The 21,902-nt window shown below is 38.3% G+C and carries 20 protein-coding genes and 1 pseudogene; 2 read left to right on the top strand and 19 right to left on the bottom strand.

Annotated features, from left to right (window positions below):
* Positions 1-94: 94 nt before the first annotated feature.
* The 5 genes from spxR to B4D49_RS04615 all read right to left on the bottom strand — a co-directional run bounded on the left by spxR (position 95) and on the right by B4D49_RS04615 (position 6,234).
* A complete protein-coding gene (spxR, locus tag B4D49_RS04635) occupies positions 95-1,378 on the bottom strand; it encodes a CBS-HotDog domain-containing transcription factor SpxR (RefSeq protein ID WP_199544327.1) in 1,284 nt (427 codons plus the stop codon).
* Positions 1,371-1,925 (bottom strand): GNAT family N-acetyltransferase, encoded by a 555-nt coding sequence (locus B4D49_RS04630; RefSeq protein ID WP_286783395.1) that lies wholly within the window; start codon positions 1,923-1,925, stop codon positions 1,371-1,373. The genes spxR and B4D49_RS04630 overlap by 8 nt, the downstream gene beginning before the upstream one ends.
* Positions 1,926-2,010: 85 nt before the next feature.
* Complete coding sequence (locus B4D49_RS04625) at positions 2,011-3,270, bottom strand: UDP-N-acetylglucosamine 1-carboxyvinyltransferase (protein WP_286783394.1); 1,260 nt, start codon at positions 3,268-3,270, stop codon at positions 2,011-2,013.
* Positions 3,271-3,690: 420 nt separating this feature from the next.
* Positions 3,691-5,019 (bottom strand): ISLre2 family transposase, encoded by a 1,329-nt coding sequence (locus B4D49_RS04620; protein ID WP_286783393.1) that lies wholly within the window; start codon positions 5,017-5,019, stop codon positions 3,691-3,693.
* A gap of 264 nt (positions 5,020-5,283) precedes the next feature.
* On the bottom strand, positions 5,284-6,234 hold the full coding sequence (locus B4D49_RS04615) for an SH3 domain-containing protein (protein ID WP_286783392.1): 951 nt from the start codon (positions 6,232-6,234) through the stop codon (positions 5,284-5,286).
* 223 nt (positions 6,235-6,457) lie between these two features.
* On the opposite strand from B4D49_RS04615, the gene B4D49_RS04610 reads away from it, so the two are divergent.
* A complete protein-coding gene (locus B4D49_RS04610) occupies positions 6,458-7,078 on the top strand; it encodes a DUF1349 domain-containing protein (RefSeq protein ID WP_286783391.1) in 621 nt (206 codons plus the stop codon).
* A 62-nt stretch (positions 7,079-7,140) separates the two neighbouring features.
* Here B4D49_RS04610 and B4D49_RS04605 read toward each other — a convergent pair whose 3' ends face one another.
* From B4D49_RS04605 to B4D49_RS04540, 14 genes and pseudogenes are all read right to left on the bottom strand, one after another.
* Positions 7,141-7,494 (bottom strand): hypothetical protein, encoded by a 354-nt coding sequence (locus B4D49_RS04605; protein ID WP_074656740.1) that lies wholly within the window; start codon positions 7,492-7,494, stop codon positions 7,141-7,143.
* Between the two features lie 30 nt (positions 7,495-7,524).
* Positions 7,525-7,797 (bottom strand): hypothetical protein, encoded by a 273-nt coding sequence (locus B4D49_RS04600; protein ID WP_074656736.1) that lies wholly within the window; start codon positions 7,795-7,797, stop codon positions 7,525-7,527.
* Positions 7,797-8,615, bottom strand: a complete 819-nt coding sequence (locus tag B4D49_RS04595) for a ParA family protein (RefSeq protein WP_286783390.1) — start codon at positions 8,613-8,615, stop codon at positions 7,797-7,799. Before B4D49_RS04595 ends, B4D49_RS04600 begins: the two co-directional genes overlap by 1 nt.
* Positions 8,616-8,769: 154 nt before the next feature.
* Entirely contained in the window at positions 8,770-9,351 is a 582-nt protein-coding gene (locus tag B4D49_RS04590) for a hypothetical protein (RefSeq protein WP_286783389.1), read from the bottom strand.
* 14 nt (positions 9,352-9,365) lie between these two features.
* Positions 9,366-10,688 carry a glucosaminidase domain-containing protein gene (locus tag B4D49_RS04585; protein WP_286783388.1) on the bottom strand — a complete coding sequence of 441 codons (1,323 nt, stop codon included), beginning with the start codon at positions 10,686-10,688 and terminating at the stop codon, positions 9,366-9,368.
* Positions 10,689-10,704: 16 nt separating this feature from the next.
* Positions 10,705-10,959: a hypothetical protein gene (locus tag B4D49_RS04580; RefSeq protein ID WP_286783387.1), complete on the bottom strand. Its 255-nt coding sequence runs from the start codon at positions 10,957-10,959 to the stop codon at positions 10,705-10,707.
* A gap of 17 nt (positions 10,960-10,976) precedes the next feature.
* Entirely contained in the window at positions 10,977-12,917 is a 1,941-nt protein-coding gene (locus B4D49_RS04575; RefSeq protein WP_286783386.1) for a virulence factor, read from the bottom strand.
* 13 nt (positions 12,918-12,930) lie between these two features.
* Positions 12,931-13,578, bottom strand: a pseudogene (locus B4D49_RS04570) (hypothetical protein).
* 2 nt (positions 13,579-13,580) lie between these two features.
* Positions 13,581-13,883, bottom strand: a complete 303-nt coding sequence (locus B4D49_RS04565) for a DUF5592 family protein (RefSeq protein WP_099421093.1) — start codon at positions 13,881-13,883, stop codon at positions 13,581-13,583.
* A 145-nt stretch (positions 13,884-14,028) separates the two neighbouring features.
* Entirely contained in the window at positions 14,029-14,313 is a 285-nt protein-coding gene (locus B4D49_RS04560) for a BRCT domain-containing protein (protein ID WP_074567210.1), read from the bottom strand.
* Positions 14,314-14,318: 5 nt separating this feature from the next.
* A complete protein-coding gene (locus B4D49_RS04555; RefSeq protein WP_286783385.1) occupies positions 14,319-16,487 on the bottom strand; it encodes a pLS20_p028 family conjugation system transmembrane protein in 2,169 nt (722 codons plus the stop codon).
* A 123-nt stretch (positions 16,488-16,610) separates the two neighbouring features.
* Positions 16,611-17,105, bottom strand: a complete 495-nt coding sequence (locus B4D49_RS04550; protein WP_074567096.1) for a hypothetical protein — start codon at positions 17,103-17,105, stop codon at positions 16,611-16,613.
* Between the two features lie 224 nt (positions 17,106-17,329).
* Positions 17,330-20,500: a VirD4-like conjugal transfer protein, CD1115 family gene (locus tag B4D49_RS04545; protein WP_286783384.1), complete on the bottom strand. Its 3,171-nt coding sequence runs from the start codon at positions 20,498-20,500 to the stop codon at positions 17,330-17,332.
* Complete coding sequence (locus B4D49_RS04540; RefSeq protein ID WP_074567094.1) at positions 20,493-20,747, bottom strand: hypothetical protein; 255 nt, start codon at positions 20,745-20,747, stop codon at positions 20,493-20,495. Before B4D49_RS04540 ends, B4D49_RS04545 begins: the two co-directional genes overlap by 8 nt.
* Positions 20,748-20,949: 202 nt before the next feature.
* On the opposite strand from B4D49_RS04540, the gene B4D49_RS04535 reads away from it, so the two are divergent.
* Positions 20,950-21,902, top strand: a 953-nt coding sequence (locus tag B4D49_RS04535; protein ID WP_286783383.1) for a GbpC/Spa domain-containing protein, incomplete at its 3' end; no start/stop codon positions are given.

Genomic DNA, 21,902 nt, shown 5'->3' with positions numbered 1-21,902 from the left:
CTCTGTAAAAAGTATTTCGGTATCCTTAATTATACACCGATAGTTACTAAACTGTCAAAAAGGTAACGTTCTAGTCACTTTTTGATAGAAAAAATTAATTGATTTTTGTCGTTACCAGAGCTTTGGCGACAATTTGATCATCTAAAAGAATTTCAAAATCAATCACCGAGCTACGACGTTTTTCTGTAATAATACTTGGTTGAATCACCAAACGATCATCAATCTGAACAGCTTGCAAGAAATAAAGCATTAATTGTTCAATAATGATATTCTTTTGATGTTTTTTAGTTAAAACACGAACACTGATTTCCTTAATAAATTCTGTCAGAACACCCTGCGCAAAATTCCCTGCATGATCAATCATAGCTGGCTCAACAATAAACTGGTAAACACCATCTTCTTGCTTCAAATTAGACAACATCTGGTCACTATATGTATATGGACTAGAATGCTGTAGATTTTGTAAATTCTCAACAGCTTGTCGTCTTGTAATCACTCCAAGCAAGGTCAAATCTTCTGCCACAACAGGAAGCATATTAAGATCTTCAAAAATCATCTTTTGACTAATATTAGCTAAGCTTGCTTGTGGCTTTGCAACAATTAGATTTCGAGACATGATGCTCTTAATATCAACGTTATTATCTTTATCGACGACATCTAGCATACTAACAACGCCGATAACCACATTTTTACTATTAACAACTGGGAAACGCACGTTCTTTGTTTGTTTAATCAAGGTATTGAAATCACGCACAGTATCACCTTCGCGTAAAAAACCATAATCTGCTTTAACTTGATAAACTTGTTCAACCGTTGTTAAATCTGTTTTAATACGAAGGTTAGACAAAGCATGGTTAATCATTGTCGCAACAGTAAAAGTGTCATAGTTAGTTACCATAACAGGAATACCAAGTTCATCAGCTAAGCGAATAACAGCTTCAGAAACTGAAAATCCTCCAGTTACTAAAATAGCGTTGTGCTTTTCAAGCGCTAGTAACTGAATGTTTTCTCGGTCCCCAACAATTAAAAGACCACCTTTAACTAAATAGCGCAAAATATTTTCTTGTGTCATCGCTCCAATTGAAAACTTGCTAAATTCTCGACTAAGCCCAGCTTTACCAGCCAGAACTTCTGAATCACTGATGCGAGCAATTTCTGAATAGGTTAGTCGCTCGATATGAACCGCTGGCTTTTTCTCAATGCGAACCGTACCACTTCGAGGCCTTGTCTCAACAATTCCTCGATTTTCAGCTTCTTTGATAGCGCGATAGGCTGTCCCATCACTAACATTTAAATGATTCGAGATACTGCGCACACTCACGCGCTTTCCAACGGCTAAATTCTCCAGATAGTCTAATATTTTCTGATGTTTACTCATAACGATAGTCACCTTTACTCAACTGATAATCAACATAATCGCGCATTTTTCGACTATAGCGGTCACTTCCCTTAAATTGATGTTTCAAAGTGAAACCTGATTTTTGCGCTACTCGCTGACTCGCTATATTTTCTGCATGAGCAATCACATGCAACTCCTTCAAGCCTAACTCATGAAAACTCAAAAAGGCAAGTGTTTTTAAACTTTCAGTCATTAACCCTTTTCCCCAGAATGCTTGGTTCATAAAATAACCAATTTCTGTCGTTAAACGATTGGCATCTAATTTTTCAAAACGAATACAACCAATCATTTTACGAGTTTTTTTATCTTCAATCGCCCAAACTCCAAGTGGTTCCTTCATAAAATAATGAACCATGAGAAAGTCACTTTCTTCACGCGTCGCGCGACTTGGGAAAATAAAGCGAAGATTATCAGGATTGCTACAGATTTCAAAAAAATCCTGACTATCCTTATATGTAAAAGGACGTAAATACATGCGTTCTGTTTCAAAAAAAGCATATCGTCCTAAATGCGTCCAAATATCCATGACTTTATTATAACACACGGCTTTTAAAATTGGTTTGATACACCTTAGAGAGTCTAAACAAAAAAGAAGCCCCTAAGGCTCCTTTTTACTCTTCGATTAATTTAATATCAGCACCTAAGGCTGTTAATTTTTCAATAATATTTGAGTAACCACGTAAAATAAATTCAACGTTGGTAATTTCTGTTTGACCTTCTGCCATCAAACCAGCTGTTACAAGCGCTGCACCAGCACGCAAGTCTGATGCTTTAACAGGTGCACCTGTTAATTTATTAGGGCCTTGGTAAGCAATACGTCCACCAACAATAGAAATATCCGCACCCATTCTTGCCAATTCAGCAACGTGGTTTGTACGTTTTTCATAGATTGTATCTAAAATCGTACCACGACCTTCAGCTGCTAGCAACAATGGTGTAATTGGTTGTTGTAAATCAGTCGCAAAACCAGGATAAGGTGATGTTTTAACTGATACAGCTTTCAATACTGATTGTTTTTCAACGAAGATAGCATCTTCTTCAACTGTCATACGAACACCCATTTCTTCGAGTTTTGCAATATAACTCTCTAAGTGTTCATAAAGAACATTTGTGATACGAACACCTTCACCAATCGCTGCAGCCATAGCAATATAAGTACCAGCTTCAATACGGTCAGGAATAACTTGATGACGTGTTCCATGAAGGCTGTCAACACCTTCAATCGTAATCATATCAGTACCTGCACCTCGGACGTGAGCACCCATATTATTTAACAATGTCGCAACATCAATGATTTCTGGTTCACGAGCTGCATTTTCAATGATTGTACGCCCTTTTGCTTTTGCAGCTGCAAGCATTGTGTTAATCGTTGCACCAACACTAACAGTATCCATATAAATGTGAGCACCATGAATTGGGTCACCTTCTGTTGCCAAGCGCATAGCTTCGCCTTCATAAGATACTTTAGCTCCCATTGCCTCAAAAGCTTTTAAGTGAAGGTCAATCGGACGAGGTCCAAGGTCACAACCACCTGGAAGACCTACAGTTGCTTCACCAAAACGGCTAAGTAAACTACCATAGAAATAGTAAGAAGCACGCAAGCTATTGATTTTACCATATGGCATTGGTTGATTTTTAACACCACGTGGATCGATTTCAAGCGTTTCGCCTTCTCGTTTAATCTTAGCTCCCATCACTTCCATAATCTCAATCAAACTATAAACATCGGAAATGGCAGGAACACCATCCAAAATAACAATATCATCAGATAGAATAGCTGCAGGAATCAATGCTACAACACTATTCTTAGCACCTGAAATAGCAACCTCTCCCTTTAAAGGTTTGCCACCATTAATAACAATTTTACGCATACATTCAAAACTTTCTGCTAGAATTCAACCTTTTCATTTTATCATAGATTATGCAATTTGACAAACTGATTATGGTAAATGTATGTGGTAGAATTTTTTAGAAAGCTCAAAAATAGTTAAAAACATAGAGAACTCAAGCACCGAGGTAGTTAAAAAGACTGAACAATTTTCTTGCTCAGTCTTGACATGATGGATATTATCCTATATCATTAGTTAAAGACTGAGTAAGAAGGACCGTTTCTTACTCGGTAAAGCGGAAGGTGTTGGCGCACCTTTCGCCTTTTTTTATTCGATTAATTTAAATATATTATAACACACTCACACTTACTGCGCAAGTATTTTGCGCATAAAACCAGCACAAAAAGACCTTTTTATAAAAGGTTTTTATTATATAACTTTATAAATAACTTTTTATATAATTTAATGAGGCTTATGATTTTTACTCAATTGTTTATATAACTTATGAAGTGAATAAGGACGTTTCTCATGATTTAATTCCCTTTGAAGATAACTTGCAGAAATAAGGTCTAACTCAATCATTTTTTGATACTCCTGTCGCCAATTACCAAAGAAAAGTTCTTGTAATTGTCCTTCATACGTCAATAAAATCATTTGGCTCATTGTTTCAGCACCCCAACTACTCCAGTACATGCCACGGCGTTTCATCCGATAAGTGATTTTGCGGTGTTGTGTTTCCATCACTCCAAGACTCACCTGTTGAAAGCCTCGCATTGTGGCAGGTTTCGTATACTGAAAGAATCGGAATAATCGTCGTTTCGTACTCTCAAAGATAGCCTCTTCTTCATCAGTTGCCAGTAGGCCTTCTGCAGTATCAAAAACACTCTGCAGGTGACTTCTACGATGCTGATAAATAGCTTGTAGTGCCTCCTCGACAAGTTGTTCCGAATAAGGCTTAAAATAACTTTTGATTAGTTGGTTAACATGGTAAGCATCCCAAAAGTGCTCATGTCGTTTAATATTTAAAGATTTCGCAATTTCTTGAAATATATAAGGCGTATAACCATGACCACCATCTGAATTGGTGATCAGAATTGTTTGGTCTGTTATCTCAAAAGTATTATATAAATAATCAATGACCTGACTTCTAGCAAGACGATTATTCATGCTAATAAATTCTTTCTTATCGATGAGTTCCGAGCGTTGTCGCCCCACTTTTCGACTACCTGTATGCACAATGAAATGGGCTAAATCAAAGCGCTGATTGTCTTTGTCCTGTTTACGAGCTTTGATCATCACACCATCTCCTTCAATATAGATGATATTAGCTTCTTTCTTCTCAGGTTGTTGTATCTCCTCATAAAAACGATAGGCTGCTCGCTCTTTTAAGAGTGTTTCACAAAGCTTAACTGCCTTAACGACTGTTGGTTTTGTAATGGTAATATGATAAGTCATCTCAATCACCTGCAATACTTTATCGTATGGCATCATCGTCGCTAATCTAGCTATTTGGTACATCAAGGCTAAAGAAAACCTAACGTTCTTCTCTAAGCCCAATTTATCATCGACAGGAACCACCCACTTATCTCCCTTTTTCCAGCGACGTCTTCTGAAGGTAAACTCCCCAAAAGTAAAGGCAACCGTTCGCTCCATTGAATGAACACACGTATAACCTCGTGCTTTCATCACAGGAATCATCTGGTCATCATAACGCTCGACAAACCGATGAAATTCCTTGCTGTTTTGAGTAAAGAGTTCCTCTTTTACTTTTCTCTCGTCAAAAGTTGGCATATCATCACTCCCTTTTCAAAAATCTGGTTTTATTGTATAAAGTCATTCCCATTTTTTCAACCGTTAACAGTTTAGTATTCCTTAAGATATTCTAAAAACAAAAGATTTGAGAAAACAATAGTTCTCATGTTATACTATAACTATCCCTAAACTAACCCTTTTTCTTTGTTTACTAAAGAAAATCTCCTAAGGCGACTGCAGGTTTGCAATCGCCTTTTTTATTATTTTCATCTAAAAAGGCACGCATCCCTGCGCACCTTTTATTTAATCAATCATAGCATAGCGCTTTGCACCACTATAACTAGTATAAGTTATCCATGTATGGCCATCTGCTACTAGCTTTTGTGCAAGATTTATAGAATCTCCTGAATTAAAATAAAATTCAGTAGTTGCTGAGGCTCTTGGCTCTGATTTTACAGGAACTTTCTTTGAAAAAGTATATGTACCAACATAAACTGACGCTCCTGAATTATCTACAACAGCAGAATCTGTTGTAGAGCCCGCTTGTGAGGTCGTATCAGTAGAGGTGTCAACGGTACTATCAGACACCTTATAATATGGATGTAATTCTTTATCAATACTATGGGCTATGACGATAGAATCTTGCCCATAAGTTTGTCCTAAAGCTGTTGTCGCTACTCCTTTAGGATAAAACCATATAGCAATACCTCCTCCAGCTGTATATGCTAAACTGGCATTAATGTAATTATTATTAATTGTCATATTAGTTAAAGCACTATATTTTTTCGAAGCGACCCCATTAGAATTGAAAACAATAGTATCACCATAATCATTTTGCCAAGTTCCTGAAACACTCGAAAAATCACCATTTACCAACTCATTAATGTTCATTCCCGTATCATTTTGAGCTGGTTCAGATTGTGCTTCTTCTGAATTAGAATTATTTAACTCTGGTTGACTTGATTGAGTAACTGATGAACTTTCGTTACCATTATTTTGTTCCGATGTCTGATTAGTGTCAGACTGTTCTTGATTTTGTTCTGTAGAACTCGCTTCTGTTTGACTAGAGCTTTCTTTTGTTTGTGAAGAAGAACGACTAGTTGAAGATTTATTACTACTCTTACTTACACTAGTACTTGAGCTTGATGAACTAGTAGAAGTAGTTGAACGGTTATTGAATAAACTACAAGATGCCAGAAGAAATAGCGATGATAATATTACACAAGATAGAGTTATTTTTTTAATGTTTTTCATAATTATCCCCTCCTAGCTCTACTCTTATTTCACTTTTTATTATAGCGTTTTCAAAAAAATAATCAAGTATTTTTACAAAACGATTACAAATATTACAAATAAAATACACAAAGAATTATAGCATGCTTCTAGTAGCTAAAATTTATCCTACAACACAAATTTACTTTTTCACGTAAATAGATATGTTATAATAAACCCAATAATAATCAGATGGAGAATTCAAATGCAATCATTTAATGTCAAAAATTTAAAATGGATAAGACAGCCCCAAAATTACCAAATCAGCGAAAACAAGATTTCCATTACTACTCAACCACACACAGACCTCTGGCAAAAAACCTACTATCATTTTATTAACGACAACGCTCCCGTCTTACTGCTAGAAACAGATGAAAAATACTTTTCCTTTACTGTAAAAACCGAGTTTTCAGATAGTCATACTCGTTTTGATCAATGTGGAATTGTCCTTTACCAAGACTCTGAAAACTGGCTCAAGGGCTCTATTGAATATGAGAACGAAAACTTTCAACATCTTGGTTCTGTTGTGACCAATCACGGCTATTCAGATTGGGCAACGACTGAAATTGATACTTCTGTCAAGAGTATGTGGTATCGTCTCAGTAGAAGAGAGTCCGATTACTGCATCGAAAACTCAGTAGACGGTATTCATTTTAAACAAATGCGTATTTGTCACCTATATGAAGGAGCAGAAAAAATCAACTTTGGACTCTATGCCTGCTCTCCAGAAAATTCCTCATTCACTGCAGTTTTTACTAACATGGAGCTATCAGAATGTAAGTGGGCGGCTCACGAAGGGCAACAACCAGATTCTGCTAACTCATAAGTTAATAACAATTTTCAAAAAATGCTTGAAAGAATTTTCTTTCAAGCATTCGCTATTTTAGATTAGTGTTTTTGTCTCTTTTGACGTTCCTTTAAAGCTTTTTTCTCAGCTTGTTTCATCGCCCATCGACCACCTTCACTTGCAACAATAAGGTAAATAACGCCCATGATAATCAGTACAAAAGCAGAACTAATGGTATCCGCAATAAAGGAAAAACCACCCGTGAAATGAACACCAATCGCTATCAACACAATCGGAAGAAACAAGAATGGGGCAAAGTAAAGCGCTAATAAACCGAGCACAAGAAGAAAGGCCATGCTTAATCCAATTGTTTGATAAAAGATATAGAAGGCTATCGCTGCAATGAGCCACCAAAAGGTTTGAACGAGTTTTTTTAATGAAACAAAAATAATCATGGCTTTCCTCCTTTACTCTTAACCAAGAAGTTATTTTTTTAATTTACGTTGCATCTTCTCCCACTCTTTAATAATCAAACTTTCCAGGTAATCAGAGGCTGATTTAGCGCCATGATAAGCAACCAGATCTTCTAATTTCTCATAACGGACGTCCTCATGCAATGCAAAGGGGTAACGTCCTTTTTTACTGTAACCTTTTGGCGCTGATTGAGCCGCCCTTTTGCGGGATTTAGCAACAGCTCGCTCCTTTTTAGGTGCTTCCTCAAAAGCATCTCTCAGCTGAGCAAAACGATTTTCAGTCATTATTGTTCGTCTCCTTCTAAAACATCTAAGATATGCTGATAAACATACGTGATGTTGTCATAAAAATTTTGATGTTTTTCTTGTTCTTTTGGGGTCATCTGCTGATATTGTTCAAAGACACTTTGATCGTAAACAAGACTCTTAGCCAATAATTCTTTGTAGAAGATTGTTCCAAGATAAGCAGGATCTTCTTCCATAACAGCTAAGAATTGTTTAGCAGTATCAGAGACATGATTGCCAAACAATTTGATGTTATTGCCAATGATGTAAGGGGTTGCTGTCACATAACTTTTTCGGGTAATGACATCAATAGCTTCACTTTTAATAACGTCTACAAAACGCTTCAGTTGTAACCAGGCACGATAACCATTTTTAGAAGCATCTGAAACAGCCAACACAATGTCGGACACAGCAATAAAATTCGCTGTCACTAGACTTTCATCATTATGCGTATCAATGATAATCACATCAAATTGTTGAGCTAAGTCATCATAGTGATCACCTAGCCACATAAAAAACTGAAGGTACTTATGATTACGACTAACTAAATCCAATTGTGCATCGTTGAGACGTTCATCACCACGAATCAAACTTAAATTCTTTTTAATGGGGACAATCTCATACTCACCTGTCGTAAAAATGTCATACATGGTTTTGGTACTCGTCACGTTAAACGCTTGAGTTAAATTACATTCAGAAGCACCATCCATTAAACAGACCCGTTTATCTTTGTAAGTTGCTAACCAATCACCTTCATTAAACGAATGCGTTGTTTTTTCGCCACCACCTTTTGGTAAATTTGTCGTTTGAATTTTCATGTCTTGACCCTTCCTTATTAGTTTACCTCTTTTTTCAATAGATAACAAGTTATATAACTTTTTACATCTTCATTATACTGAATCCTGTTTTTACTGTCAATAAAAAATACACAAATAGTTATATAACTTTTTGTGTATTTTATTGAATAACTACTTATCCAAAAGTAGCTCCAATATTCCCACCAACATAGGCTTTTAACTGGATTTGATTAACCGTTGTATTAAAGTTTCCAATGAAGTAACAATTGTCTTCATTTTCTTTCGTCAAAACAACTAAGAATTGAACCACGTCATCATTTTCAGCCTGTGTCACTTCTAATTGATTTCCTTGATACTGATAATGATTAACCAGCAAAGCCATCGCAAAGGTTTGAACCATGGCTTCACTAGTCATCATCAATTGATTATCATAAGTCCCTTTAATATTCGGAACCTGCCCAGCCTCATTAATGGCATTAATTGCCACATCAAAGGCTTGGCTAACGGCTGCTTTAGCAGACGCATCTGCTTCCGTATAGGGATGCTCTAATTTTAACTTAGCTGTACGGTAATTCTTTTCGTCAGTGGTCTCTGAGGCAACTTCTGATGACGAGGGGGTCGTTGAGCTACTCGCTGTTGAGCTCTCTTGTGAAGATTTTGAGTCTCCCGTAAAATGCTGATAAATGCCTACTCCTGAAATCAAGAGGAGTAAACTAATGACGATAATAAAGACCATATTTGATTTCCTTTTCTTCATGAGTATTCCCTTTTCTAATTGAGTTTCGGTTCTTGGCTACCAGAATAAGCGTAGACAAAGTGATCACTGGTTTGTGTACTTGGGCTGACAATACGGAAGTTCCAGGTATTTTTCTTGCCAAAATAATCAATCCCAGAAAATGGCGTGTTTTGTTCAACAATCAAAATGGAACCATCTTGGAAGACATGACAAACAATGCCTGTATGTCCTGGTTGTGAGGTGCCACTAGAGAAAATGGCGCCTGCTTTGGGGTCACTTTTGACGCTATTGCCAAATTTGGTCGCCCAAGCACTAGCTTGGTCAACACCATTTCCTTGCGTTATTCCAGATGTTCCCCAAATGAGATTGCCTAAACTTTCCGTTAAATCCACGCATTGACCTGATTGTTCCACCCAACCTGTTGAGCCATCATAAGCAAGCCCTAATTGAGCAGGATCAATGATATACGCTTTGAGACTTTCAGGCAACTGATCTGGTGTATAGCCCCAAGCCGTCGCATCACTAGGAACCGATCCTGTGCCATCGGCTGCACTCGAGGATGATGAGTCTTCTTCCTCACACTCGTCCTCTTCTTCAGCTGAAGCAGAACTACTGCTACTAGAGCTGATATTCGCCGTATCATCACTTAAGGTATCAACAGGACTTGTGCCGTATTCGGCAATAGCTTTGTCATCAAGCCATTTATATTGGCTACCTAACGTATTATAAAGATTAGCAAGAGTCACTTTATAGTTAGGATCGGTTGCCCAACCACCATCCGCAATGGCATTGAGGGTTGAAATTCCATCGGTATTATTAATCGCTGCACTATAAAGTGTTTGACGGCTCATAAACTCAGCCTTACCGACAATTCCTGCATCGAAGTCTTTAAACCAGGTATAGCCTCCACCCGTATTGTCGCCAACACTAGTTCCAGAACCACTACCTGAAACACTATCAGAGCCGTAAAGGGCAATAGTCTTCGGGTAAGTGTCAGCGGACGTCCACTTGACACCACCCATATTGTGCGCCTCTGCAAAAGATGGCACACTCATAGAAAAGGACGTCTCAGCCATGGTTTGAGCGATGGAAGCTGATGGTAGAAAGCCACCAACACCCCAGGACTTAATATAAGCCTCTTCATGCGCCTTAACAAAACTATCAATTGAGCCTTCACCTGAAGATACCGAGGAATCTTCAGAAGCTGTTGTGGTAGTGGTTGTGGTGTTACAACTACTATTTGAGCTACTTCCAGAGACAGCCCCTAAAACACCAGCAATGGTAGCAACACCAATTAAAACAAGAACGACTAATGAAACCAGTGGAATAATGATTTTTAATTTAATCAGTTTCTTCACAAGTTCCCTCGCTTTCTTACCAAAGACCTAAAATGGTTCTGAGAATGGCATAAAAGATGAGAAAAATAATAACACCGATTCCTATTTTCTTTAAGGATTGGATAAATTCCTGGTCACGTTGCCGTTGGGCAGCTAAACGTTCTGGATCCGATTCACCTTCAGACGCAAAATAATCTCGTTGTTCTTTCATCCGTTCCTTACGAATAGCGACAAAGGTATCAATCGCTTGTTTACGACGGCCGATAAAGCCTCTCTTTTCATTTCTAGACATCTACTTCTTCCTTTCTGTTATTGAATCCCACCATAGCGTTCTATCTCTGGCGCTAACAATTGTTGATTAAAGACAAGGTTGCCAACACCTGCAATATTCATAAAGAGCTGACCTTTCGATAATCGTGGCAAGGTTTCTAACTCTGATTGATTCATTGAATCCGCTAAGGCATTGGCTAAAAGTGGAATCGTTGTTTCATCTGTCTGACCAAAGACACGATACTGCATAAGCCCAAAAATCCGTTGCACAGCAGTCACATAAGGATCTTTGTGATTGCCTGTCCCTGATTCAAAGAGAATTCCTCGCAAAGAGTTCACGGATAGCACCACACCTGCAAAGTTTTCCCCCATGGAATCAATCGTATCAGCTAACAATTCAACACTGCTTTCATACTTAGGATTAATGAGGGTTTGTGCCTCACTAATGTTGACAATATAGTGAGACATATCCATTTCCGTTTTCGTTGGTTGAGCTTTCAAGAGTTGCTTACAACGTTTCCCATTGTTAACAATGTCGGCTGAAAGAAGAGATAACACTGAGAAAATTTGAGCATTCAGCAGGTTGCCTTTTAAGCCTGAAAAGTCAAACGTCACCACTTGTTCAGAAGAAATATCTTGAAATTCTGTAACCCCTTCAAACATCTCGGCATTCGTCGTTAGTAACTCATTAAACGTATTATAGATACGGTTAATTGATTTCATTTCCAAGTCATCAGGATTCTTTTGTTGGTTTAATTGGCGTTTGCAATCAGCCACGTAGAGGACAAAGTCAGATAAGATAGGATATTCCTCATTAACCAGATCGGTAGCTTTCAAGCGCTCGGGATACCGTTTAGGGTTTCTCGTCCACAAGCCTTCATCAATGTAAAAGTCATTTAAGAGGCCACCAAAGGTTGTTAAATCATCTCCTGTTACTTCATCATTTAGTAGTTTAAAAATGCTCTTAAGCTTATCAATGTGACGGTTATAAGATTTCTTTTTATCCACCTCTTCTCCATTTTCAGTGGTTACTGTCGGAAAGACCTGGAAGATGTTAATCCGATTTTCAGCCCCTGAGAGGTCTAACACCAGGCCGTGTTGCGCTCTGGTTTGTTCTAAGAAGGTACCGTTAGCATCAAAGTTGCGAATAAAGTGCCCTTTGGCGTAAAGGGTATCCGTATGCTTTAGCAGGAATGAACGTTGTCCCATTTTGGGATTCCCTGAGATAATCATGAAGGAACGAGTACGCCTGTCATCACGCTCTAAAAAGTTAAAGTTAACCGCACCTTTTGTCGGCGTCCATCCAAAATAAACGCCTCGCTCATCTTCTAATTTCGTATGGTTAAAGAAATAGCCACCTGCTAAATCATGCGCTCGAATGGTTGTCCCCTCACGATGATTCGGAAGATCAATTTGGTATTCTGCTGGAATAAAGGGACTATGGTATTCAAAATCTAATTCTCCCAAAAGAATGGTTGATTTGAAATTAGAGGTTTTATCCTTAATATCATCTACCTTACGAAAGAGTTCCTCTTTTGTTGAGGCAGAGACATAGACCCGAACATACATGCCTAACATGGCAATATTTTTCTTGCGAATATCACGGTCCAATTCCTGAAGGTCTTTAATTTCATCCAATTCTTGTTGGTTATCTGTTACCTTACTATTTCCTGTGATACGAGTAGATTTTTCCTCAATGGACTCCTTAATCTCTTGTTTTAGTTCTTTATTACTCTCCCGATACCAAGCTAAAAAGGCTCGTGTCTCTGGAATGAGTAACAATTCTGACAACCAAAAACGGTCCAATTCTTCTGACGGGTATTCATAAAATAACAAATCCGTATGATAACCGTCTCCACTCACCCAATAGCGGTCATGTCTTAAATCAATATTGCCTTGGGGTTGAACACGACTCAAAAAGGCTAAGTCGTATCCCGCTGCTTTTAGTTGACGTTGGCGTTTTTTGGATAATGTTGGCATTCAGTTCTCCTCTCTAAACCTTCTCATTCATGTTATTGTACTGTTTGATGATTTGTTCTTTTTTGGCAACACTAATGTCCTGTGGAATAAAGTCATTATTCCCATAGGTTTTAGCCTTTCGAACCAACTCATCCATTTCAGATGTGGTTGGAGCAAACAGTCATAAGATAAACTCGGTATTGTAAATTTCTTGTTGAATAGACTCTTCGACCTGCATATTGTTATGAAGCAATCGTTCTCGGTCTTCCAGTTGATAATAACGGCGAGACGTTGGAGAAAGTTTTGCTTTTTCTTGACGCACCAAGCTCAAATGATGCCGTAAGTCCGCAATCTGAGTGGTTGTATCTGTTGGTAACGTCGTCACTTCAATTTGAACATTGGTATTAAAATCGGTAATCCATTTCTCGAAGTTATCTAACGTACGGTTAACCTCATTATAGGAGAGAGACCCCAGGTCTTTGCCAGAAATCTCCATCAACTGCAGGTAGCCGTAATCAACCAACTCAATGTAAGCCTTATGATTATTGATGATATTTTTAACATCAAGTAATTCAACGGCAGAATGTAAGTCATAATAATCCTGTGTTTGGTGTTTGCTTGGTTGAAACCGTCCTAAAGGGCGCTTAACTTCTTCTGAAGAAGTTACTTGTCTAATCGCCATGGTTATTTGCCTCCCCTCTGATAGTTAATGCTGGTATAGCGTTTCCGACGGCGTCTGAAGAAGAGCACCATGCTGTGCCAATTTTTCTTGCCACCATTGGTTGGTAAGACCAGATATAAACACATGAGTGGTGTCAGTAAAATAAAGGCAATCATTTGTGGCCACTGATTCGTAGGAAATAGTCGCATCCCAAAGGTTAGGGCAGCAACCGCTGAACCTCCAATAAAGATAAAATCAACAATGAATAAGCCAATAATTTTAATTCGTGCTCGAATATCACGAGGCACGCCATATTTTTCAGTCATGAACATCTCCTTTACTAAGTGATAACTATATCGTAAGGGATAATTTGAAATTATGCTCTATAGGGACAAGTCAATTCCAAGCTAAGAGTGAGAGACATGAAAGTAAGCAAGAAATTATATAATTTTTTACACACAAAAAGGAGCCTCAGGCTTGAGACTCCTTAACAAGAGTAAAGAAAGCTTCTTCAGAAATAATAGTAATGTTCTGACCAGAAGCTTTTCGCTTCATGGCAGCTTCATATTTTTTCGACCGTTTATCTGGTTCAAACAGATCTAATTGTTTGTGACCAGCAATCAGAATCTCTGTCTGGGCAGAAACATAATTCTGGACGATAGCTCCTTGGTTTTCTAAAAATGTCACAGCATCTTGCCTTGTCATTGGTCTGAGACTTCCTGTAATCACCACAACTTTATCCGTTAAAGTGACCATAGGCATCACTCTTCGCTTTCATCAATCTCGGCTCCCTTAATATGATTTTGACCTTGCATGTGCTGACCAGCTTGATTAAGGGTTTGACCGGCAACTGTCATCTGTTGACGGGATTGTGACAAGCGTTGTGAGGCAGACGGAGAAGGTGATGACGTTGGTTTTGGTGGTGTATTGTCACTTGAATTTGGTTTAGAAGCCTTATCTAAACGAGGTTGAGCAGGTGATTGGCTTGGCGAACTTGAATTACCAGCTGTTGGGTCACTAACCCCACTAAACGCTTCACCTTCTGGCTCTGTCTGAATCGTTGGATCAGAAATACCACCAGACATGGTCGAAGTACCGCCAGTATCTTCTTCTGGGAAGAGGGGATCGCCGCCATAAGTGCCTGAAGGATTTAATCCATATTCATCTGGCTGTGGATTAAGATAAGATTCAAAGCCAGGTTTATCAGTAGCTGCATCATTTTTCAGCGCATCATAGACAGCATCATGACCTGCTTGAGCTTTGCTATCAAGATTATCCATCACACCACCTGCATAGTCTTTAGCTTTGCCAACTGCTTCTTTGCCCATCACATCCGCTAAGTTAACCATATTACTAACGCCACCTTTGGCAGCATTTTTGATACCTTGGTCCTTAACAGAATTATAGGCTCCTCTGAGACCGCCACCAGTTGCTGCTAGACTATTACCAATAAGTTTACTTCCTGTCGCAACAGCTCCTGGAACTTTACTAGCCACATTAGCACCAACTTGAGCAGCACCAACAGCTCCTGTGGCTAAAGCACCAGCACCTTGTGCAAAAGCATTTCCTGCCATCATAGCACCTATGAGCTGTTGAGCGGTATCACTATGACCTGTTGACACTCCAAGCCAGCGTTCAATCATAGCAACACCTTGCATGGCTGCTAGGAAAACACCAAGATAAACAAGCATTGAAGCTAAACATTGTTCCCACATATTCAAGCCATCAAAGAAGCCACCTGACAGTTTCGTCACTGCTGAAACAGATAAGGTTGGTAAGTCACGACAAATCTCTAGAGTGACTCGCATGATAACAACCTCAAAGAAAATTCCTGCAAAAGCGCCTCCAATAGTTCGCAATAACTCTTTATATTTCTTTGAATTAGAAAGAGATGAATAGCCCTGAAGCGGTGAAATCATAGCTTCAATAATAATATCAAAAATAGATTTAACAAGTTTTAATGCCATACTAAACAATAGGACAATTAAAATGCCATATTGTAAAAACATGCCAATCCAGTTAACCTTATAGCGAAGATAAACGGATTCAAAAGCATTTAAGCCATCTACAACCTTATGAGTTGTAATTGTTGCAACACCATCTTGAGATGAGTTTAATTTGTGTAAAAATAAACCTTTAATACCTGGATATGATTTTTCTAAATCATTCAGCTGTTCTGTATTCGATGCACCAAAGTTGGCTGTAAAATCAATTTTAGTCGCAAAATCCGCAGTATCTCTCTTATCTGCTGCATCTGTGATATTATTGACTGCTGTAGACCCTTCTTGAACAGGCTTGATATAGCCATAATTATCTAATGGAAACAGCGATTGATCAAAGTCATTCTCTAGCAAAACTTTTAAATCCACCACATTACTTTTCATAGGCTGAATCGCCAGTGAAGAATAAGCACTGCTATCATCTGAAGAACTCGTCTGGATTGCCATGGCATCTTGAGCAATAGCCGTCGAAATATTTGTTAAGGCAAATGGTAAAACAGCTGTTACAAGTGTTACCAACAAGAAATTGGTAATCACTCCTTTATATTTAATCGGCTTCGTGAAAACACCTGTAATGGCAGAAACAACTAGAATTAAAGTAAAGAGCGTTGTTCCTAAAATCTGAAACCAATAGAAAAACTTGCCAATAACCGTATTCGTATCCCCTAGATAGCCAAAAAGGCCAAAGAGTTTGAACATATTGTTAAAAACATGCTCTAAGGTTGCCGTAATCTGGTAAAGAGCTTTAGCAATTCCTCCTGGAATGGCCATCAGATAGGTTAAAAATGCCGGGGTAGGTTCCAAATAATTTCCCCAATAAGCATAGAATTCCGCAAATTTAGGAGAATCATTGGCATTGATTTTTCCAGTTAACCACGAACCACCAGTGTCAATTTCACTAACCAAATCTGAGAATGTCTGATATCTCAATAAGAACACCTACTTTCTTTTTTAGATGTTTTTATCGTAAGGGATAATTAAAAATCGTGCTCTATCGGGACAACTCAATTCCAAAAAGAAAAGAACTCCAATTATTATAGAGCTCTTTCTATACTAGGATTCGTTTGCTGTTCCTGTAAAATCATAATAATTACCATCAGCGTCATAGTCTTGTCGTAATTCGAATATTCGAATCTTTTTACCATTATCTGACAAAGCTACTTGATATAAAGAATCTCCAGTTTTAAGCGTAGGATTCTTTTCTTTTGTGTCAATTACAATTGTAAAATTGTTCGTTTCAGAAAGTTCATCATCATATTTTTTCAAAAAAGATTTTACATCGGATGGTACGTCATTGTCAGAAACTACCGAAAAGTAAGTTATTTCACCATTGCTGTTTGTGATTGTATTTGTTTTTTTATCAAAAGTAAGAGTATCAGATCCTTCAATAAAATTTAAACCTTCATACGCTTTATTTTCAGAATATCCTGTATAACTATCTTTCAATTCATTTTTGATAATCGTTTCAGTTGATTTTTGACCACATGCTGCCAAAGTAACAACTGCTAAACCAAGAGCTAACACTCCCAATAATCTCTTTAGTTTCATAATATTTCCCCTTTACTTCTTTGACCTCATTATATCAAATAGTGAGAGGCAAAAGCAAGTGATTATACATTTTGTTATATAACTTTTTAAATACTACTATTTCTAAATATCATACTTAATGTTAGATGCTCTAAACTCCTTCTGCTATCTATGATTAGTTTTTCTTATTGTATCATACTCACACTAAAAATGGCATTCAGGACACTCCTAAATACCATTATTTTTTAAATCACATCATCTTCAAACAAGTCGGCATAGTTATCTGAGAAGTCGTAATCTTCAAAATCACTACTGCTCTCCGTCACCACATCGTTAATGGCCGCTTGAATCATTTCACCTGGTGAGGTAAAACGTTGTTGCTGTGGTGAGGTAGCGTCATAGCGTGTCTTGAGTTTGGGAAGGTCACCTGTATTACTACCGACACTACTCATTAGCTGCAAGCGCCAATCAATAATATTGTTAAAGAGTTTTTTGGCACCAACCGCAACGTCTTGAAGTTCTAAGTTACGATGTGCACTCTCAACAGGAATATCCGCTAGGGTCATTGATTGATCAAATTCTTCCTGCAAAAACATGTAGCGATAAGGAAAGCTTGTTTTCTCATGACAGAAGATTGGATCGGTCGTGATTTTACGACCTGCATTATCTCTGCCTTTCACCCCACGTAAGATGACTGCTTCGCCTTCCTGAAGTTTAGCTAATTGTGTTGGCGTTAACAAATCCTGTCTTGGATTTTCAATCGCCACGTTGGGATTAGCCTCATCCAGGATGTTGCTTGAGCGACGGCGACGGGTAATTGTCCGTGACCCTAAATCCTTACTGAAGCGACTGTTAGTCTTATCAGAGGTTGATTTGACATAGATTTTAAGGGAACAGTTGTCTTGAATGGTTGCTGCGGTGTTCTCACCATACTTATCAACCAATTGCTCCAAGTTTTGAATCCAAAGGTAATAAAGAATGTTTTGACCTAACCCAATAGAAATTTTGGTTTCCATATGAGGAATCGCTGGGATATTGGTAAACTCGTCAAGAATATGTAAAATCCGATTGACACATTTTCGACCATTCGATAGGGCTAACTCATAATTGGCATTAAAGAGTTGGTCAAGAAATAGTGAGACAATACCGTTATATTCTGTTCGGTTTGGTGGGGTTACCAGGTAAATAACTTTTGGATGATCAGAATAAACTAAATTAATATCAGATTCTTGAAGGAGGTTCCCTTCTTGCTGGGTCAAAATAGTAACCTTGATATGGTCAAGAACAGGCATTTTGTTATACGCATCTAAACGGATAACCTTGCCTTGTTTTTGGTAGACTTTCTCAGCTGAGAATTGGTAATAGTGCTCTTGAATGTCACTTCCATCATTATTCGGATGATTAAAATCAATTGTTACAATAAACTCATCTGGTAGTTTAGGGGCAATAACATAGGTTAAGTAACCTTCTCCATCAATCAGAGCCGTTGCTTCCTTAACATGGGTTACCGTTCGTGTCGTAGTCCCCCATGATTCCTCGCTAGTAATCGTGATTTTTGCTGTTTTATGCGCAAAGTGATTAACCATATTTTGACTTGAACTTGAACGGAATTTCACCGATAAGCGACGAGGAAAGCCAACAGATTCCAAATCAATGGAGTTTTTTGAGGTGAGTTTGGCAATATTATCCTGGAGGAAAAGGTTAATTCCTGACATCATGCTTGAGAAAACATTTCCTTTGGTTTCTTCTGAAGCAAAGTCTGAGGAGCGAAAGTTTAAATCAGCCATATCTCTAAACTTAGAGAATTGTTTTTGATTAATCAGGCGAAGGTTATCAAAATAGACAGTGATTTTTGATTTCTTTCGCACTTGTTGATTCTTATCAGGGTTTTCAACGATTTCCCCAAAGTCATTCACAAAGACTTCTTCAGACCCTAAATCCGTTAGGAACTTAGCAATGTTACGGACAGTTACCGTATCCCAGGCATCATCTTCCCCATTTTTAGCTGTCTCGTTGGCACGGTCAATCAGCGCCATTGCAATCGCATTAAAGAGGGAGATTGACGTGTCTTCCCAATATTTCGCATTACCGTTTCCCATTCCTGGTTTGGTTTTACGGTAAATAGCTTCTGCCACCGCATTAACACGGGTTTGGGTCTTTTCATAATACCCTTTTTGAGCGGCATCGATAGCAAGGGCTAGTGGGTTATAAGACATGGACCAATCCATGTTTTGGAACGATAGCACATTCACATCATAACCACGCTTGCGCATGGTTTTATAAGAGGATTGATAGTGTTCGCCTTTAGGGTCCGCAATTACTAGGGACGGTTGAATTTCTGCTCGACTATTAATGTCAATACTTGGCATAATATGCCCCTCGCCTTTTCCTGAACGGGTCATCCCAATACCAAGCATATTAGTGGTACTATCATCGATGTAATAATACCCTGAAGGGATTGATAGGTTGCCTAAAATGGTTTCTGCTGTCGTAATGTAACGACTAATTTTTCGGTTTTGCCACTGCATTTGCGTTCTTAGCGTCAAGCCTGCTAAATTCCCTTTCGTTTCATGCAGAACTGGCACACCGCCTTCCCCTGGATAGGTTTTGGTTTTATTCGGAACCTTTTTATATTGGTGATGGATGTCTTTTTCGGTCGCAAAGCGGTCATCCCCTTCTTCGTTGTTATTATAGTCTCGATACTCCTCAAAATTAATCCAAGCTGACTTCCAAGCAATGATTAAACCAATAATAAAGACAGGAATAGCTAAAATAGGTGCAATCACAAAGACTTTAGCATTGAGTAACTGGTGTAATAAGAGACTATTCCAATCAAAGATCACAACTTGGGTATCATCTCTAAGCGTGCTAAGTGCCAGATAAACATAGCGAATACCTGCCCTGAGAACAGTAACAAGGTAGTTTGTCAATAAGAAAGCAATCCCACTAAAGCCAAGTCCCATTAAAATGAAACTACGAAAGTTTTTAAAATGAAGAATCGGCTTCATTTCCTTGTCAAAGCGTTTGCGCTCTTGTTTGACAAACGGTAAGTGATAGATCAAGCGAAATAAAACGTTCCACACGATAAGCCCTACCGCTGTTGGCAAGTAGACCACCGCTCTTTTGAGAAAATGAATTAGCGATTGTTCTTGACGTGAAAACCATTGTTGCCAGTCAATACCCTGACGATTTTCCAAACTCTTTTTAATCTGTTCTACTTTAGTGACTAATCGGTATTTAATTGCTTCTCTCTCTTTGATCAATTGTCTAGCCTTCAAGTAGCCCTTTTTGATAAGAGGGACAAGCACTTGAACCAACAGGTAAGCTAAACAGCATGTCATTACAATAGTATTAAAACGACTCACCTTTGCCAGCTGAAGTAGGGTATAATAAATGACTTGTAACCACTCAAGCATAGTGATCACCTCGCAAATCTTCTAAAACTCTTTCCACCTTTTGCCCATAAAAATGGGAAAAGAGAAAGATTTTAAATTGTACCTGTGGAGAAGCTCTTTGGTAGCGCCTTAAATAAGGAAAGAGCCACTGCTCTAAACCTAAACGGATAATGGAGTGTTGGCTATGTCGGGTCTGCTTCAGGTAATTTTCAACTTGAAGCGAATCAGCCATCAACTCGTCATAATCAGTTGTCAGATGTTTTGCCATAAAACGAATATCCTTTCTGTATGTTTTACGACTTTACTATAAAGGATAATTAAAAATCGTGCTCTATAGGGACAAGTCAATTCCCTGTTAAAAGTCAGAGAAACATGAAAGTAAGTAAGAAGTTATATCATTTTCTAATTTAAGATTACTTTAAGATTTCTACAATTAATGGTATAATACTAGACATTTAGAAGGGAGACTTATGAAAAGTAAACATTACCAAGCTTTAGGAATTGGCTTATTCAGCAGTTTAGTGTTACTGACACCACAAGTAATGGCTGATGAAACAACACCAGTCACAGCAACAGCTTCTACTAATGCTGTAGTTACTTCAGAACCATCAACGTCAACTGAAGTCACCACTAACTACACTGATGATACTCAACTAAACCAAGCTATCTCTGAAGCAACAACTGAGGGAATAACTGCTGTTGAAACCGAAACGGAGACCTTTGAGAATACACAAGAAGCTCAGGCTAACTATGCTGAGCAAACAGAAATGGTTAAAGAAGTCACAAAGGATTATCAAGAGGCTAAAGCCACTTATCAAAAGGCTGAGCAGGATTATCAAAACTACCAAAAGCAAGAGCAGGCTTATCAAGATGAACTAGTCAAGTATCAGGAGTATGAAAAGAAGGTCCAACAATATAACGTTGATCAAAAAACGTATAACCTAGCTAAGGCTCGCTATGATGAAGACTACAATACCGCTTTAGGAAATACTAATAAAACGGGTTACCTTCCTGAAGTTTTGGCTCAAAACCTCATTTTTCGTTCCGAGCCAAATGCTACTCAAACCTTTACAGGTAACATTATCCCTGATGAGATTCTAGAAACCATCGTTAAGGATAGCCACGGCTGGATGGATCCTGGAACTGTCACTGCTTATGCCCCAGGACAAACGGTTACTACCACAGGAAGATGGAACACAGCCCTAATGGATATAGGCGATACCGTTGTGGTAGATTATTCTGGTCTTGAGCACTCTAGCTTCTCGGGCTATCAATTAAAGCGAGTTCGTTATACTTATCGCCTCATTGATACAACCCATTATTCTGGTAAAGTGATTTTTCAGGCCATCGATGACCCTACTGTTACGTCTTACACACATATCTATAACAAGGATGGTATCACTCAAAGTTCCTTTGAAATGGA

It is taken from the genome of Streptococcus sp. UBA4344 (assembly GCF_002393675.1).
Lineage (GTDB): Bacteria > Bacillota > Bacilli > Lactobacillales > Streptococcaceae > Streptococcus > Streptococcus vicugnae.
The sequence above is the reverse complement of the archived record's forward strand: the minus strand, read 5'-3'. Positions and strand labels throughout refer to the sequence as shown.

Coding starts and splice junctions, on each gene's coding strand:
- spxR (WP_199544327.1), bottom strand. CDS start 1,378: ATGAGTAAACATCAGAAAATATTAGACTATCTGGAGAATTTAGCCGTT.
- B4D49_RS04630 (WP_286783395.1), bottom strand. CDS start 1,925: ATGGATATTTGGACGCATTTAGGACGATATGCTTTTTTTGAAACAGAA.
- B4D49_RS04625 (WP_286783394.1), bottom strand. CDS start 3,270: ATGCGTAAAATTGTTATTAATGGTGGCAAACCTTTAAAGGGAGAGGTT.
- B4D49_RS04620 (WP_286783393.1), bottom strand. CDS start 5,019: ATGCCAACTTTTGACGAGAGAAAAGTAAAAGAGGAACTCTTTACTCAA.
- B4D49_RS04615 (WP_286783392.1), bottom strand. CDS start 6,234: ATGAAAAACATTAAAAAAATAACTCTATCTTGTGTAATATTATCATCG.
- B4D49_RS04610 (WP_286783391.1), top strand. CDS start 6,458: ATGCAATCATTTAATGTCAAAAATTTAAAATGGATAAGACAGCCCCAA.
- B4D49_RS04605 (WP_074656740.1), bottom strand. CDS start 7,494: ATGATTATTTTTGTTTCATTAAAAAAACTCGTTCAAACCTTTTGGTGG.
- B4D49_RS04600 (WP_074656736.1), bottom strand. CDS start 7,797: ATGACTGAAAATCGTTTTGCTCAGCTGAGAGATGCTTTTGAGGAAGCA.
- B4D49_RS04595 (WP_286783390.1), bottom strand. CDS start 8,615: ATGAAAATTCAAACGACAAATTTACCAAAAGGTGGTGGCGAAAAAACA.
- B4D49_RS04590 (WP_286783389.1), bottom strand. CDS start 9,351: ATGAAGAAAAGGAAATCAAATATGGTCTTTATTATCGTCATTAGTTTA.
- B4D49_RS04580 (WP_286783387.1), bottom strand. CDS start 10,959: ATGTCTAGAAATGAAAAGAGAGGCTTTATCGGCCGTCGTAAACAAGCG.
- B4D49_RS04575 (WP_286783386.1), bottom strand. CDS start 12,917: ATGCCAACATTATCCAAAAAACGCCAACGTCAACTAAAAGCAGCGGGA.
- B4D49_RS04565 (WP_099421093.1), bottom strand. CDS start 13,883: ATGACTGAAAAATATGGCGTGCCTCGTGATATTCGAGCACGAATTAAA.
- B4D49_RS04560 (WP_074567210.1), bottom strand. CDS start 14,313: ATGGTCACTTTAACGGATAAAGTTGTGGTGATTACAGGAAGTCTCAGA.
- B4D49_RS04550 (WP_074567096.1), bottom strand. CDS start 17,105: ATGAAACTAAAGAGATTATTGGGAGTGTTAGCTCTTGGTTTAGCAGTT.
- B4D49_RS04545 (WP_286783384.1), bottom strand. CDS start 20,500: ATGCTTGAGTGGTTACAAGTCATTTATTATACCCTACTTCAGCTGGCA.
- B4D49_RS04540 (WP_074567094.1), bottom strand. CDS start 20,747: ATGGCAAAACATCTGACAACTGATTATGACGAGTTGATGGCTGATTCG.